The sequence below is a fragment of the Amycolatopsis minnesotensis genome, assembly GCF_039529815.1.
GTDB lineage: Bacteria > Actinomycetota > Actinomycetes > Mycobacteriales > Pseudonocardiaceae > Amycolatopsis > Amycolatopsis minnesotensis.
The window spans coordinates 1-14614 of sequence record NZ_BAAANN010000014.1 but is presented as its reverse complement, the minus strand read 5'-3'; the positions used below and the strand labels follow the sequence as shown (position 1 = coordinate 14614).

The window sequence follows — 14614 nt, the reverse complement described above, 5'->3', positions numbered from 1 at the left end:
TACTAGCCCACTTCAATCGACGGGTAGTCGGGAATGCGCCGGAAGTCGAGTTTGGCCACCTTCAGCCGCTTCGACTTCGCCGCGACGCCCTTCTCGTCCCACACCGGGATCTGCGGCAGGTCCTTCGCGACCTGGTCCTCCGCCGCCTGGTACGCCTTGATCGCCGCCGCCTTGTCCGCCGTGCCGTCGGCCTTCGTGAGCAGCTCGTCGGTGACCGGGCTGGAGTAGGCCGAGTCGTTCGAACCGGCGTCGGTCTTGTAGATCGGGTTCAGGAAGTCCTCGATCGAGGGGTAGTCCGCCGACCAGTCCGACCGGCCCATCCCGGTGAGCTGCTTGCCGACGACGATGCCGCGGTACTGGCCGAAGTTCGTGGCTGGCACGAAGTCGCACTCGATGCCGAGCGCGTTCTTGATGCTGTTGCACGCCGCGACCAGCGGCTCCTTGCGGCCACCGTCGGCGTTGGAGGTGATGGTCAGCTTGCCGGTGAACCCGGACTGCGCCAGCTCCGCCTTCGCCTTGACCGGGTCGTACTTGCACGCCTCACCACAGACGCCGGGGCGGTAGCCCTCGATGCCGTGCGAGACCCAGCTGTCGGCCGGGGTGTAGGTGTCGTTCATGACGGTCTGCACGATCTGCTCGCGGTTGATCGCCATCGAGACGGCCTTGCGCAGGTGGATGTTGTTGTACCCCGGCACGTAGTACGGGATCGCGATCGTGCTGATGCCGAGCAGGTGCCCCTCGACCAGGTTCTCGCCCAGTTCGGTCTTGTACTTCCCGCCGGTGACGGCCGAGGGCGGCAGCGTCTCCATGAAGTCGAGGCGACCGCTCTTGAGGTCCTGGTACGCCGTCTCCTGGCTGGAGTAGATCTTGATGGTCAGGTCCTTGAACTTGACCTTGTCCTGGCCCTGGTAGTCATCGAAGCGGGTCAGCTTGATGTCCACGTTCGGCGTGCGCGAGACGAACTTCAACGGGCCGTTGCCGATCGGGTGCTCGGTGAACGCCTTCGGGTCGGTGAAGAACGAGTCGGGCAGCGGCGCGAAGGCGTCGTAGCCGACCTTGGTCGGGAACACCGAGAACGGCGCCTTGAGCACGGCCTTGAACTCGTAGTCGTTCACGAGCTGCAGGCCGGTCATCTTGTCCGCGGTCGGCGTCTTGTTCTTGCCGGGGTTGACCGCGTCGAAGCCCTCGATCTGCTCGAAGAAGGCGGAGTTGAGCTGGCCGTTCTTGGCATTGGCCGCCCAGTTCCAGGCGTCGACGAAGTTCTTCGCCTTGACCTCGGTCCCGTCGTGGAACTTCCAGCCCTTCTTGAGCTTGATGTCGTAGGTCTTCGCGTCCGACGACTCGATCGACTCGGCCATCGCGTTGGACGGTGCACCCGTCTGCGAATCGAAGCTCACCAGCTTGGTGAACATCGGCTCGAGCGCCTTCGTGCCACCGATCTCGTTCGTGTTCGACGGCAACAGGCCGTTCTGCGGTTCGGTGCCGTACACCGTGACCGCGGCATTGCCCTTGTCACTGCCGCTTCCGGTGTCACCGCCGCCCCCGCACGCAGCCAGCAGACTCACCGATGTCAGCAGCACGGCCGCCGGAACCCAGCGCGATCGCCGCATATTCCCTCCAACTTCCAACTTCGTTCGACCGGGCCGCGCGCAGGAAGCAACGACGGCTTTCCCGGAAGGTGAGAAGAACCTAGCCGTAGTGGCAAGCATTATCACAGGAGTAAACCATTGCGAAAGGATCACGATAGCTAAAGACGCGCTGCTGGAACGGGACTTTTGCAGGTAGCCAAGTCCCCCGAAAGCACCAAGCCACACATCAGGTTACCGATCGTTTACCGTGCGTCCCTCGATCGGGTTCGCGGGACGCGAATTCATCACCCGATCAAGGACAGCGCGATGCCGTCGAGGATGTCGTGCTCACTCACCACGAGCTCGCCGGGACCGCCGCGTCGCGCGAGCTCTTCGGTCAGCACGTTGACGATCACCGCACCGCCGCCGATCACGTCGACGCGGCCGGGGTGGATCACCGGATTCGCCGCGCGGGCAGCGTGATCGACGCTGAGGAGCGCTTCGGACACTCTCGTGATATCCGCGCGCGAAAGGCGGGAAAGGTGCGTGCGTTCGGAGTCGTACTCCGGCAATTCCTGGGCCACCGCGGACAGCGTGGTGACGGTGCCCGCGACGCCGATCAAGGTGCGAGCCTTCCCGACATCGACCGCGGCGAACGCTTCCGCCAGTACTTCGGCGGCGATTTCCGTCGCGGTACCTATCTCTTCCGCGGCGGGCGGATCCGATTTCAACGCGCGCTCGGTGATCCGCACGCAGCCGATGTCGACCGAGCGTGCGGAGATCACTTCGGCGCGTTGCCCGTCCCAGGTGCCCAGCACCAGTTCCGTCGACCCGCCGCCGATGTCGACGACGAGAAAAGGACCGTCGTCGGGATCCTGTTCGCCGACCGCGCCGGTGAACGAAAGCCGCGCCTCCTCGTCACCGGAGATCACTTCGGCTTCCACGCCGAGCACTTCCCGCGTCATCGCGAAGAAATCGTCCCGGTTGGACGCGTCCCTGGTCGCCGACGTCGCGACCATTCTGACCTTTTCGGCGCCTTTGCGCCGTGCCGCCACGGTGTAGTCGGCCAGCGCCACGCGGGTGCGCTCGAGCGCTTCCGGCGCGAGCCTGCCGGTGGCGTCGACGCCCTGGCCGAGTCGCACGATCCGCATTTCGCGGTGCAGGTCGCGCAGGTCGGCGGTGCCGTCGTGGCGCACCGTCAGTTCGGCGACGAGCAGGCGGATCGAGTTGGTTCCGCAGTCGATGGCGGCGACACGAGGCATGGGGACACCCTAACCACCGTCACCGGCCGTCAGCGCGTCGAAGCCGCCGAGGTCTTCCCGGACGTACCGCCGGTGGGTGGTGCCGAGGTGCTGGTGGTGGCGCACGGCGGCAGTCCCGTGGTCGGCGGCGATGCCGTCGGCGACGGTGATGTGCTCGTGGTGCAGGTCGGCGGCGGCGAAGTCGAGGTGGTCGGCTTCGTCGGCTTGGTCCCCTGGCCGCCGGTGTGGCTCGGCGGGATGGTGCCCGAACCGCCGGGTGTCGTGGCCGGCGGCGGTGGCGGGGTGACCGGCGCCGGTGGCGGCGGCACGGGAGGCGGCGGCGGCTGGGCCGCCGCGTCCGGCGCGCCGACCGGGACCTTGCTGTCCGGCAGCGGCGCCACGCCCTTGCGGTAGCCCTCTGCCCAGAGGATCACCGAGTTCACGTAGGCGTCGGAGTTGTTGTAGCGGTAGATCGCGGTGCGCAGGTTGTCCGGGTTCGCCAGGTCGAGGCCGCCGGAGCAGAGGTAGCGCGCGGTGCCGAGCGAGGCGTCGAAGATGTTGTTCGGGTTCGTCTCGCCGTCGCCGTTTCCGTCGGAGGCGTAGCCGTACCAGGTGGCCGGGATGAACTGCATCGGGCCGACCGCGCGGTCCCACACCACGTCGCTGTCGTAGCGGCCGCCGTCGGTGTCCGGGATCGCGGCGACCGCGCCGACGCCGTTGAGCACCGGGCCGAGGATCGGTTCGAGGGTGTTGCCCTTCGCGTCGACGTAGCCGCCGCGCGCGTGGTTGGACTCGATGCGGCCGATGCTGGCGATCAGCGCCCAGTCGATGTGGCAGTTCGGCTGCAGCTTGGCCATCATGTCGGCGGCGTTGTGGTACGCCTTGAGCGCGGTGCCCGGGATGCCGAGCGGGCCGCTGGGAAGTTCGTAGGCGGGCAGCGGGATCGGCTTCGGCGCCTGCGGGAGGCTGCCGTCCACGCCGACGAAGGTGACGGCCTCGGGGTCGTAGCCGCCTTCGAGCGCGGCGTCACGGCTGTGCTCGGTGCTCGAGATGTTCACGAAACTGGCCGTGCTGTTCGTCGCGGCCACGGCGGGGAGCACGGCCAGCGCGCCGCCCACTACCGCGACGATCGTCCGATGCCGTGCGCCGACTCTTCGTGCCGCGCCCCCGACTCTGCCCGTCAACACCCGCAAGCGCACAACGCAAGCCCTCCCGTACCGGCCAGCCCAGTGGTGGCACAGTTCCCGCCCTATGGTCATCCACCCGATGTGAAAGCCAGGTATTGAGACTGCCGCAGTACCGGATCGGTTTCATCCCCCACCTGCCGGATCCGCGAGCAGCCCGTTTCGGATTTCACCCGTCTGGCCGCAGTATCTGCGGAGCCGTCTTGATCGTTACTCCGGACGGCCGATCCTCACCCGTGCGGGCAGGGTCGCGCGTTACGCGCAGCCGCCCGACGGCCAGCCCAGTTCCCGAAGCCGGACAAGGGTTTCGTCACCGAACGGATTCACCCCGGGACCGCGCGCGAGCGAATGCGCGACGACCGCGTGGAGGCACTTCACCCGCCCCGGCATTCCGCCCGCGGTGACCTCGTGACCGAGCGAGTCGATCGCGTCGCGCTCCGCGAGGTACGACTCGTGCGCGCGCCGGTACGCCGCCGCCAATTCCTCGTCCACGGCGAGGCGCTCGGTCATTTCGCGCATCAGACCGGACGCTTCGAGCCCGCCGATCATGGACGCGAGGTGCGGGCAGGTCAGGTAGTACAGCGTGGGGAACGGCGTGCCGTCCTCCAGGCGCGGGCTGGTCTGGACCACCGAGGGGTGCCCGCTCGGGCAGCGCGCGGCGATCGCCCGCAGCGCGCGGGGCGGGCGGCCGAGCTGCTCCGCGATCACCGCGCGGTCGGCCTCGGTCACGTCCTCGTACTGCCCAGTGGTGTTCACGGTCCCCAAGAATAAGCGGCGGGCTTTCCCCGGCGGCGCCCCCGCCCCTTCCGGCAGCGCTCACGCCCCACCGGGGAGCGCTCAGGTCCCCTCCCGGCGAGCGTTCAGGTCCCTGAAGGTCGCCTTCGGGGAATCTGACGCCGCGAAGGTCACCTTCGGGGCATGGCGGGACCGCGCCCCCACCGCGGGCCGCATGCCGTGAAGGCCACCACGACGGCGTCCAGTGCCGTCATGGTGGCCTTCACGGATCAAAAAAGGGGGAATCAGCCGGTGATGCTGTGCCAGAGGCGTTCGTACCAGGCGCCCTGCGGGGCGGGCTGCTGTCCGGGCTGCGGCGCCTGCGGCTGCGCCTTGTCCTCCGGGAGCTGGACCATGTACGGCGTCTCCCCCGGCATCACGTAGCGCAAGCGCTTGCGGGCCTCGGCCTCGATCTGGGCGGGGTCGCGGAGCTGGTTCTGCCGCGCCTGGAGGTTCGCGACCTCCTGCTGCAGCTCCGCCCGCTTCTGCTCCTGGACGGTGACCTCGGACTTCTGGGTCAGGTACGTCCGCAACGGCACCGCGATGGTGAACGCCAGCGCGCACACGACGATGGCGACGACGGCGGCACGCCGCGTGTTGGACATCCCGAGCACCTTCGCGGCACCGGATGCGCGTTTCGCGCTCAGCCCGCGGCGCAGCGTGGTCCTGCCCGTCGTCTCACGTCTGGCGCGGACGGGCCGCCGCGCCGCCGAGCTCTCGGCCCTGGCGCCGCGGCGGTCCCTGTCCCTGCTTCGCTGTGTCATCGCGTCAACGCCCCTCCAGGGCCGCTCAGGCCTCGGGGGTGAACCTCGGGAACGCGAGGTCGCCGGCGTAGCGCGCCGCGTCGGCGAGGGTTTCCTCGATCCGCAGGAGCTGGTTGTACTTGGCCACGCGCTCGCTGCGCGCCGGCGCGCCGGTCTTGATCTGGCCGACGCCGGTGGCGACCGCGAGATCGGCGATCGTGGTGTCCTCGGTCTCGCCGGAGCGGTGGCTCATCATGCTCTTGTAGCCGTACGAGGTGGCGAGCGAGATCGCGTCGAGCGTCTCGGAGAGGGTCCCGATCTGGTTGACCTTCACCAGCAGCGCGTTCGCCGCGCGGCGGTTGATGCCCTCTTCGAGCCGGTCCGGGTTGGTCACGAACAGGTCGTCGCCGACGATCTGCACGCGCTCGCCCAGCTCGGCGGTCATCCGCACCCAGCCGTCCCAGTCGTCCTCGGCCAGCGGGTCCTCGATCGAGACGAGCGGGTAGTTGTCCACCAGCTCGGTGTAGTACGCGGTGAGCTGCTCGGCGCTCTTCTTCGAGCCTTCGAAGGTGTACGCGCCGTCGGCGAAGAACTCGGTGGCGGCGACGTCGAGCGCGAGCGCGACATCGCGGCCGGGCACGTAGCCCGCCTTCTCGATGGCGCTGAGGATCAGGTCGAGCGCCTCGCGGTTGTTGTCGAGGTTCGGCGCGAAGCCGCCCTCGTCACCGAGGCCGGTCGCCAGGCCGCGGCCCTTGAGCACCGACTTCAGCGAGTGGTAGACCTCCGCGCCCCAGCGCAGCGCCTCGCGGAAGGAGTCGGCACCGATCGGCGCGATCATGAACTCCTGGATGTCGACGTTGCTGTCCGCGTGCGAACCGCCGTTGAGGATGTTCAGCATCGGCACCGGCAGCACGTGCGCGTTCGGGCCGCCGAGGTAGCGGAACAGCTCCAGCTCGGCCGAGTCCGCGGCGGCCTTGGCGACCGCGAGCGAAACCCCGAGCAGCGCGTTGGCGCCGAGGCGGGACTTGTCCGGGGTGCCGTCGAGGTCGACCAGCTTCTGGTCGACGATCCGCTGGTCGACCGCCTCGATCCCGGTCAGCTCGGGGCCGATCTCGTCGAGCACCGCGGCGACCGCGCGCTCCACGCCCTTGCCGCCGTAGCGCGCCGGGTCGCCGTCGCGCAGCTCGACGGCCTCGTGCTCACCGGTCGACGCCCCCGATGGGACCGCGGCCCGCGCCAGCGTGCCGTCGTCGAGGGCCACCTCCACTTCCACGGTCGGGTTGCCACGCGAATCCAGAATCTCGCGCGCGCCTACCTGCTCGATGACCGCCACGCCTGCTCCTCGTTGGTTGTCCTGCGAAGACGCCGCCCAGCGTAGCCGCAGCGCTGTATCACCCGTTGGAGGCACGCGCGCGGAGGCGGGTGATCCTCCGTCACGATTCGGGGCGGACCTCCTGCCAGCCGGACGGCAGATCCACCTGGTCGGACATCTGCTGCCAGAAGGTCCAGCTGTTGCCGCCGATGTCGGGCACCGTGAACAGCCTGGCGCCGTACGGCTGGTCCTGCGGCTGCGAGACCTCCTCCAGCAGCGCGCCGATCTTCTCGTACTGGGCGTCCACGTCGTCGACGTAGACGATGTTCAGCTGGCCGACCGGGCCGTCGACGCCCTTGGCTTCCCAGTACTCGGACCCCACCCCGGCGAGCTGGATCTCGGCGTCGCCCGCCAGTACCGTCGCCTGGAACACGACACCGGCCGAATCCACGTAGCGCACCTTCTCGGTGAACCCGAACACGCGCACGAGCCACTCCAGCGCCTCGGTCGCGTCGGCGTAGTACAGGTAGGGCGCGAGTCCGAGGTAGCGCGGGTCCCCCTGCACGGTCTCGTCCTGCGAGTTCTCACTCTGTGCCATCGGGAGCGATTCCTCCCGGCGGTCGTCGTCGCTCATGGCGAGCAAGTGCATCATGTCCGGTTCCGGCGGCCGCGACCGCACCCCGGGATGAGGGCTCGCGATGGTCGAGAAAGTCGGTGCGGCGGAGTAACGTCGAAGGGACCATGGCTGACGAGGATCCGACAGGCAATCATGCCAGCGAGGACCGGTTCCAGGCGTTCCGTCAAGCTGAGGCGCTGCTCAAGGCGCGCCCGCTCGACGCGTTGAAGGCCCTGAAACCGGTACTCGACGCGGAGCCGGACAAGCCGAGCGTGCAACTCCTCGCCGGGCGCGCGTACTTCAAGTCGGCTCAGCTGCACCGCGCGGAGCGCGCGCTGACCAGGGTGATCGAGCTGGACCCCTCCGACCACTACGCCCGGTTCGTGCTGGGCAGGACACTGCAGCGGCTCGGCCGGTTCGTAGAGGCGCTCGCGCAGCTCAAGATGGCGTCGGCGATGAACCCGGCGCCCGAGTACCAGGACGCGCTGGGCGAGGTCACCGCCCGGATCGCGCTGCAGGATTGATCTTCCCGCGCGAAACGGCGCGATTTTCCTCGCGCAGCCGTCCCTGACGGGCACCTTCGGGGCAGCGCGCCCGCCCCGGCAAGGCTCCCCCGCGCAAGAATCAGGCCGATTCTTCCGGGGTGCGCCGCTGCTCCGGCTCCGGCTTCTCGGTGCGCTCCTCGGATTCCTTCAGGACCGCCCGCGCCTGCGCGCGCGGGTCGTCGCTGTCGGCGCGCTCTTCCTCCGGCAGCAGGTGCGCGCGGGTCTCGGCGCGTTTCTCGACTTCGCCCATACCCCCGGCCTACCCGCGACGGGCCGCGCCGAATCACTTCCGCGCCGCCGCGCGCAGGTGCGCGCGCTCACCCTGCTTCCCGAACAGCACGAGCAGTTCGACGGGGTGCTCGGTGGCGCTGCCGAACCAGTGCGGGGTCCTGGTGTCGAATTCGGCGGCCTCGCCCGGCCCCATCAGGACGTCCGCGTCGCCGAGCAGGAGCCGCAGGCGCCCGCTCAGCACGTAGAGCCATTCGTACCCCTCGTGCGTCGCCAGCTTTTCCGGCAGCGGCCGAGGCGGGACGAGGAGCTTGAACGCCTGGGGCTGCCCCGGCTGACGGCTCAGCGGGATCGCCAGCATGTCGCCGATCTTGCGCGGTTCGGAGCGGACCCTCGGATCGCCGACGGGCGGCGCGCCGACGAGGTCGTCGAGCGGCACCTGGTAGGCGGCGGCGAGGTTCAGCAGCAGTTCGAGCGTCGCCTTGCGCTGCCCCGATTCGAGGCGGGACAACGTGCTCACCGAGATCCCGGTGCGCTCGGACAACGCGGACAGCGTGGTGCCGCGATCCTTCCGCAGCGCCTTGAGCCGCGGTCCGACCCCGTCCAGCACCCGATCAACGTCCGTCATGACGGCAAGCTTGCCCTCAAGGCCGCAGGCTCGCCTGCGCGTACGCCTCGGCGCCGCTGTACACGTCCTGCGCGTAGGACACCGACTGGTTGTAGGTGAGCACGGCGCGCCACCAGCCGTCCGGGGTGGCGAGGTCGCCGCCTGCCGAGCACAGGTACCGCGCCGCGGTCAGCGCCGCGTCGTCGACGTTCTGCGGGTCGGCGGGCTTGCCGTCGCTGCTGGCGCGCACGGACCACTTCCCCCAGGTGACCGGGAGGAACTGCAGCGGCCCGACGGCGCGGTCCCATTCGGTGTCACCGTCGAGCACGCCGTGCTCGGTGTCCTTGATCGCCTTGACCCCCGGCGCGCCGTTGAGCGGCGGGCCGATGATCGGCTTCGTCACGCGCCCGTCCGGGCCGACCTCCGCGCCGGCGAAGTTGCCGTGTGCCGATTCGACGCGGCCGATACCGGCGACGGTGCCCCACGAGATCTTGCAGCCGGGCGCTTCGGTGCGCATCCACATCTCGGCTCGGCCGTAGGCGGCGAGGGTGCGGTGCGAGATCTGCGTGGTCTTGGCGACCTTCTTCGACCACTCGTCGAGCGCCGCCTCGTCCGAGGCCTTGGGCCGGTCGACGGGCGCGACCAGCGCGGCACGGGGTGCGACAGCGCCTTTCGGCGGCTTCAGCTCGGGTACCGGCAGCGCGGGTGGCGGGGGCGGCGGCCCGTCGTCCGCGGCTTCCTCACCCCGGTCGATGCCGACGGTGAAGATCAGGATCAGCGCGGTCACGACCAGTCCGCCGGCCAGCGCGAGCCTGCCGACGTACGGGGGCCTTGGCGGGAGATGTCCCGGGGGCAGGGCCGATGGTGCCGGATCGGTGTCCACTGGGGCGGGTTCGGCCACCCGGCCAGGTTACTGGTGCCGGGGGCCGGGTAGCACACAATTCGTTATCGACCTGTTCGCGGCGCGCCGACCTGCGGTTACCCTAACCTAACCAGCCCGATATGCCCGGATCGATTGGGCCGAACACCCGGCGTGACTGGACTTTCAGGTGAGCCTTACCTAAAACCAACAGGTTGAATTCGGCGGACTCGGAGGTGCCCGGTGCTGGTGTCGAGCGCGCTCATCGGCCTGCGCGAAGGCCTCGAAGCCGCACTCGTGGTCAGCATCCTGGTCGCCTTCCTGGTCAAGACCGAGCGCGGGCACGCGCTGCGGTGGGTGTGGCTTGGCATCGGCGCCGCGGTGGTGCTGTCGGTCGCGGTCGGCGCGATCCTCACCTACACCACCGCGCAGCTCAGCTTCGAGCACCAGGAACTGCTCGGCGGCGGGCTGTCGATCATCGCGGTCGCCTTCGTCACCGTGATGATCTTCTGGATGCGCAAGGCGGCGCGGACGATCGCCGCGGAACTGCGCGGCAAGATGGACGAAGCGCTCGACGTCGGGCCGCTCGCCGTGCTGCTGCTGTCCTTCCTCGCCGTCGGCCGCGAAGGACTCGAAACCGCGGTCTTCTTCTATTCGACCGTCCAGACCGCGCAGCAGGGCACCACCCAGCCGCTGATCGGGTTCGCCGTGGGAATCCTGGTCGCGGTGGCGCTGGCCTACCTCCTCTACCGCGGCGCCGTCCGGTTCGATCTCGGGAAGTTCTTCAAGATCACCGGCGTGCTGCTGGTGTTCGTCGCCGCGGGCGTGCTCGGCTACGGCCTGCACGACCTGCAGGAGGCCGCGTTCCTGCCCGGCCTGACCACGCTCGCCTTCGACGCCTCGAACGCGATCCCGGAAACGAGCTGGTACGGCGTGCTGCTCAAGGGGATCTTCAACTATTCGCAGCAGACGACGGTGCTACAGGCCGTCGCCTGGGTCGCCTACGTCGCGATCGTGCTGCCGCTCTTCTTGCGCCCCACCAGAAAACGCGCCCCGGCACCGGCCGCGGCGAGCACTAAGGAGTAAGCACGTGTCCCGAATCCCCCTCGTCCTCGCCGGAGTCGGCCTCCTTGCGGCCGTCGCCGCCTGCGACGGGCAGAAGCAGGATGCCGCGGGCGGGCCGATCGCGGTCGAAGCCGCCGACGACGCGTGCAAGGTCGCCGCGACCACCGCCGACGCGGGCAACGTGACCTTCGAGATCACCAACAAGGGCACCAAGATCACCGAGTTCTACCTCTACGCCGAAGGCGACCGGATCATGGGCGAGGTGGAGAACATCGCGCCGGGTCTCAACCGCAGGCTCATCGTCGAGGTGCCCGACGCGGGCAAGTACCAGACGGCCTGCAAGCCGGGCATGGTCGGCGCCGGCATCCGCGGCGACTTCACCGTCACCGGCGGCGCACAGCGGCAGTCGGACGCGAACGCGAAGCTCGCCGAAGCGACGAAGAGCTACGCGGGCTACGTCGCGAACCAATCCACCGCGCTGCTGGAGGAAACGCAGAAGTTCGTCGACGCGATGAAGGCGCACAACGTCGACGACGCGAAGACCCGTTACGCCAGCACCCGGGTGTACTACGAACGGATCGAGCCGGTGGCCGAGAAGTTCGGCGACCTCGACCCGCAGATCGACGCGCGCGAGGCCGATTTGGAGGCAGGCCAGCAGTTCACCGGGTTCCACCGGCTGGAAAAGGACCTGTGGGTCTCCGGCCTGCAGGCCGACAGCGGGCAGATCGCGGATAAGCTGATGACCGACGTGCGCTCGCTCGTGGACAAGTCGAAGACGCTGCAACTGTCCGCTGTGGACCTCGCGAACGGCGCGAAGGGGCTGCTCGACGAGGTCGCGACCGGGAAGATCACCGGCGAGGAAGAGGCGTTCTCGCACACCGACCTCTCCGATTTCCAGGCCAATGTGGACGGTTCGAAGGCGGCGATCGCGGCGCTGCGCCCCGTCGTGCAGGAACGCGATCCGGCCTTGCTGTCTACTTTGGACAAGGAGTTCGCGAACGTGGGCGGCCTGCTCGCCAAGCAGCGCCAGGGTGACGTGTTCAAGCTCTACACCGCGCTTTCCCAGGACCAGATCAAGGAATTCGCCTCGGCGGTCGATTCGCTGAGCGAGCCGTTGAGCAAGGTCGCGGAGGTCGTGTCGAAATGACGGTTTCGCGGCGTCGTGTGCTGGGCATGACCGGAGCGGGTGTCGCGCTCGCCGGTGCTGGCGTGGCGGCGGGGGTCGGCATCGACCGGTTCGGGCAGGACGCGCCCGCGCACGCGGCGACCGATCTCGTCGGGTTCCACGGCGAGCACCAGGCGGGCATCGTCACGCCGACCCAGGAGAACCTGCACTTCGCCGCGCTGGATGTGACCACAAAGGACAGAGCGAAACTCGCGAAGCTGCTGCACACCTGGACCGACGCGGCGCGGCGGATGACCGCGGGCCAGGAGGTGACGCCAGGTGGCGCGGTCAGCGGTGCCGCGGCGGCCCCGCCCGGTGACACCGGGGAGGCGCTCGATCTGCCCGCGTCGTCGCTGACGCTGACGATCGGGTTCGGGCCGAGCCTGTTCGACGGCCGGTTCGGCCTGGCGGGAAAACGTCCAGCCGCACTCGTGGACCTCCCCGTGTTCCCCAAGGACAAGCTCGACCCGGCGCGCAGCGGCGGCGATCTGTGCATCCAGGCCTGCGCGAACGACCCGCAGGTGGCCGTGCACGCGGTGCGGAACCTGGTGCGGCTCGGCTTCGGCGTGACCGAGGTCCGCTGGTCGCAGCTCGGCTTCGGGCGCAGTTCGTCGACGTCGCGGACACAGATGACGCCGCGGAACCTGTTCGGGTTCAAGGACGGCACCAACAACGTCAAGGCCGAGGACGCGGACCTGGTACGCGACCAGGTGTGGGCGACCGAAGCGGACGGGCAGCGGTGGATGGCGGGCGGCTCGTACCTGGTCGCGCGGCGGATCCGGATGCACATCGAGACGTGGGACCGGGAAACCCTGCAGGGCCAGGAGCAGATCATCGGCCGCACCAAGGGCACCGGCGCGCCGCTCGGGCAGGCACAGGAGTTCGACCAGGTGGACCTGCACGTGCGTGGCGAGGGCGGGGTGCCGGCGGTCGCCGAGGACGCGCACATCCGCCTCGCCTCGTCGGAAACGCTGAACGGGGCGAAGATCCTGCGCCGAGGCTACAACTTCGTCGACGGTTCCGACGGGGTCGGGCACCTCGAAGCGGGGCTGTTCTTCATCGCGTTCAACCGCGATCCGCGCAAGCAGTTCATCCCGATGCAGAACGCGCTGTCCTCGAAGGACGCGATGATGGAGTACGTGCAGCACACCGGTTCGGCGATCTTCGCGGTGCCGCCCGGTGTGCGCGAAGGCGGTTACTGGGGCGACGGGTTGTTCTGAGTTCACCTACTGGACATCGTTGACCGGGTACGGCGCGTGTCGCATGGTCATCGGCATGACTGCTGTCGCGCATCCCCGGTTCGGCGTCTGGACGGTCGTGTACGGCTCGTGGGGTCCGTTCGACCATCCCGAAGATCCCGTCGACGCGTCGTGGGCCCGCAACCGCGAACTGGTCGTCGAAGCGGACCGGCTCGGCTTCGACTCGACCCTGATCGCGCAGCACGTCGTGAACCCGTTCGGCGATGAGCTGGACCAGCTCGAAACCTGGACCTCGGCGGCGGCGCTCGCGGCGCTGACCGAGAAGATCGAGATCATCGCCGCGATCAAGCCGTACCTGGTGCACCCGGTCGTGCTGGCCAAGCAGGCTCTGCAGATCGAGGAGATCAGCGGCGGCCGGTTCGGGCTGAACCTGGTGAACGCCTGGTTCAAGCCGGAACTGGAGCGCGCGGGCATCGCCTTCGCCGAGCACGACGAGCGGTACGCCTACGGCCGCGAATGGATCAGCGTGGTGCGCTCGTTGCTCAACGGCGAGCGGACTTCGTTTCAGGGCAAGTACTTCCAGGTTTCGGACTACCAGCTCCGCCCGATCGACGCGCACCGCGAACGCCCCACGATCTACGTCGGCGGCGAGTCCGATCCGGCCCGCGCGCTCGTCGCGGACAAGGCGGACGTGTGGTTCATCAACGGCCAGCCGCGCGACGAGGTGAGCAGGCTGATTTCCGATGTGGCGGCACGGCCCCGCGAAGGCGCTCCAGTCCGCTTTGGACTGTCCGCTTTCCCCGTTGCGCGGGAAACCGACGAGGCGGCGGAGGCCGAATTGGCTTCGTTGTGGGAACTCGCCGAAGCCGGAAAGGCGCGCTGGGAACGCCTGGTCGCCGACGCGGACCCGAAGGCGGTGATGTTCCAGACCTTCACGAAGTACCCGCACATCGGCACCAACGGCGGCACGGCCGCGGGACTGGTCGGCAGCTACGACACGGTCGCGCGGCGGATCAGGGACTGGGCGGACCTCGGCATCGAAACCTTCATGCTGCAGTTCCAGCCGTTCGAACGGGAAATGCGCCGCTTCGCCGAAGAAGTGATCCCCCGCGTGCGCGCCCTCTCCCCAGCCCGCCCTTTCTGACACCCCACCGCGCTACCCTCGGATACGGGGGCACTTTCTCGTCCCCGAAGGTCACCTTCAGGGACTTAGACGCCCCAAAAGTTCCCCTCGCGGGCGACGGCCTCATGCCTCGAAGGATGCTCCTGTAGAGGTCAAAAGCGAGGTGCCCCGAAGGGGCCTTGGGTTCATGGGGTCGTTGCAACACCGGTTGTGATCGGAGGTTGTGATGGTGGTTCGGGCGCGGTTGCCGCGTGGTGTGCAGGTGAGGTTTTGGGAGTGGGTGCGGGCGGGGGTGGCTGTGAAACCTGCCTCACGGGCGGCGGGTGTGTCGCATCAGACGGGGCGGCGGTGGTTCGCCGATGCTGGTGGGGTGATCGGTAACGCG

The 14614-nt window shown here is 68.8% G+C and carries 15 protein-coding genes and 1 pseudogene; 6 read left to right on the top strand and 10 right to left on the bottom strand.

Annotated features, from left to right (window positions below; translation table 11 throughout):
• Window positions 1-2: 2 nt before the first annotated feature.
• From ABD256_RS18785 to ABD256_RS18755, 7 genes are all read right to left on the bottom strand, one after another.
• Window positions 3-1610, bottom strand: coding sequence for a peptide ABC transporter substrate-binding protein (locus ABD256_RS18785; RefSeq protein WP_344419977.1), 1608 nt, complete (start codon window positions 1608-1610; stop codon window positions 3-5).
• Window positions 1611-1873: 263 nt separating this feature from the next.
• Window positions 1874-2830, bottom strand: coding sequence for a Ppx/GppA phosphatase family protein (locus ABD256_RS18780; RefSeq protein ID WP_344419973.1), 957 nt, complete (start codon window positions 2828-2830; stop codon window positions 1874-1876).
• A 29-nt stretch (window positions 2831-2859) separates the two neighbouring features.
• Window positions 2860-4008 (bottom strand): lytic transglycosylase domain-containing protein, encoded by a 1149-nt coding sequence (locus tag ABD256_RS18775; RefSeq protein ID WP_344419970.1) that lies wholly within the window; start codon window positions 4006-4008, stop codon window positions 2860-2862.
• Between the two features lie 240 nt (window positions 4009-4248).
• On the bottom strand, window positions 4249-4722 hold the full coding sequence (locus ABD256_RS18770; RefSeq protein ID WP_425546475.1) for a DUF501 domain-containing protein: 474 nt from the start codon (window positions 4720-4722) through the stop codon (window positions 4249-4251).
• A gap of 290 nt (window positions 4723-5012) precedes the next feature.
• A complete protein-coding gene (locus ABD256_RS18765) occupies window positions 5013-5531 on the bottom strand; it encodes an FtsB family cell division protein (RefSeq protein WP_344419964.1) in 519 nt (172 codons plus the stop codon).
• Between the two features lie 25 nt (window positions 5532-5556).
• Window positions 5557-6843, bottom strand: a complete 1287-nt coding sequence (eno, locus tag ABD256_RS18760; protein ID WP_344419961.1) for a phosphopyruvate hydratase — start codon at window positions 6841-6843, stop codon at window positions 5557-5559.
• Window positions 6844-6943: 100 nt separating this feature from the next.
• Window positions 6944-7420 carry a VOC family protein gene (locus ABD256_RS18755; RefSeq protein WP_344420506.1) on the bottom strand — a complete coding sequence of 159 codons (477 nt, stop codon included), beginning with the start codon at window positions 7418-7420 and terminating at the stop codon, window positions 6944-6946.
• Window positions 7421-7563: 143 nt separating this feature from the next.
• Here ABD256_RS18755 and ABD256_RS18750 point away from each other — a divergent pair, with 143 nt between their 5' ends.
• Complete coding sequence (locus ABD256_RS18750) at window positions 7564-7962, top strand: tetratricopeptide repeat protein (RefSeq protein WP_344419958.1); 399 nt, start codon at window positions 7564-7566, stop codon at window positions 7960-7962.
• Between the two features lie 100 nt (window positions 7963-8062).
• On the opposite strand, the gene ABD256_RS18745 is transcribed toward ABD256_RS18750, so the two are convergent.
• From ABD256_RS18745 to ABD256_RS18735, 3 genes are read right to left on the bottom strand one after another with little or no spacing between them, the layout of a single operon-like run.
• Window positions 8063-8233, bottom strand: a complete 171-nt coding sequence (locus ABD256_RS18745) for a hypothetical protein (RefSeq protein WP_344419955.1) — start codon at window positions 8231-8233, stop codon at window positions 8063-8065.
• A gap of 33 nt (window positions 8234-8266) precedes the next feature.
• A complete protein-coding gene (locus ABD256_RS18740; protein WP_344419952.1) occupies window positions 8267-8839 on the bottom strand; it encodes a helix-turn-helix domain-containing protein in 573 nt (190 codons plus the stop codon).
• A gap of 16 nt (window positions 8840-8855) precedes the next feature.
• On the bottom strand, window positions 8856-9719 hold the full coding sequence (locus tag ABD256_RS18735; RefSeq protein WP_344419949.1) for a lysozyme family protein: 864 nt from the start codon (window positions 9717-9719) through the stop codon (window positions 8856-8858).
• A gap of 201 nt (window positions 9720-9920) precedes the next feature.
• Here ABD256_RS18735 and efeU point away from each other — a divergent pair, with 201 nt between their 5' ends.
• The 5 genes and pseudogenes from efeU to ABD256_RS44425 all read left to right on the top strand — a co-directional run.
• On the top strand, window positions 9921-10763 hold the full coding sequence (gene efeU, locus ABD256_RS18730; protein ID WP_344419946.1) for an iron uptake transporter permease EfeU: 843 nt from the start codon (window positions 9921-9923) through the stop codon (window positions 10761-10763).
• A gap of 4 nt (window positions 10764-10767) precedes the next feature.
• The gene (gene efeO / locus ABD256_RS18725) at window positions 10768-11889 is read left to right on the top strand and encodes an iron uptake system protein EfeO (RefSeq protein WP_344419944.1); all 1122 of its coding nucleotides are present in this window, start codon (window positions 10768-10770) and stop codon (window positions 11887-11889) included.
• On the top strand, window positions 11886-13127 hold the full coding sequence (gene efeB / locus ABD256_RS18720) for an iron uptake transporter deferrochelatase/peroxidase subunit (RefSeq protein WP_344419941.1): 1242 nt from the start codon (window positions 11886-11888) through the stop codon (window positions 13125-13127). Before efeO ends, efeB begins: the two co-directional genes overlap by 4 nt.
• 55 nt (window positions 13128-13182) lie before the next feature.
• On the top strand, window positions 13183-14250 hold the full coding sequence (locus ABD256_RS18715) for an LLM class flavin-dependent oxidoreductase (protein WP_344419938.1): 1068 nt from the start codon (window positions 13183-13185) through the stop codon (window positions 14248-14250).
• 205 nt (window positions 14251-14455) lie between these two features.
• Window positions 14456-14614: pseudogene (locus tag ABD256_RS44425) on the top strand (IS30 family transposase); the annotation flags it as partial.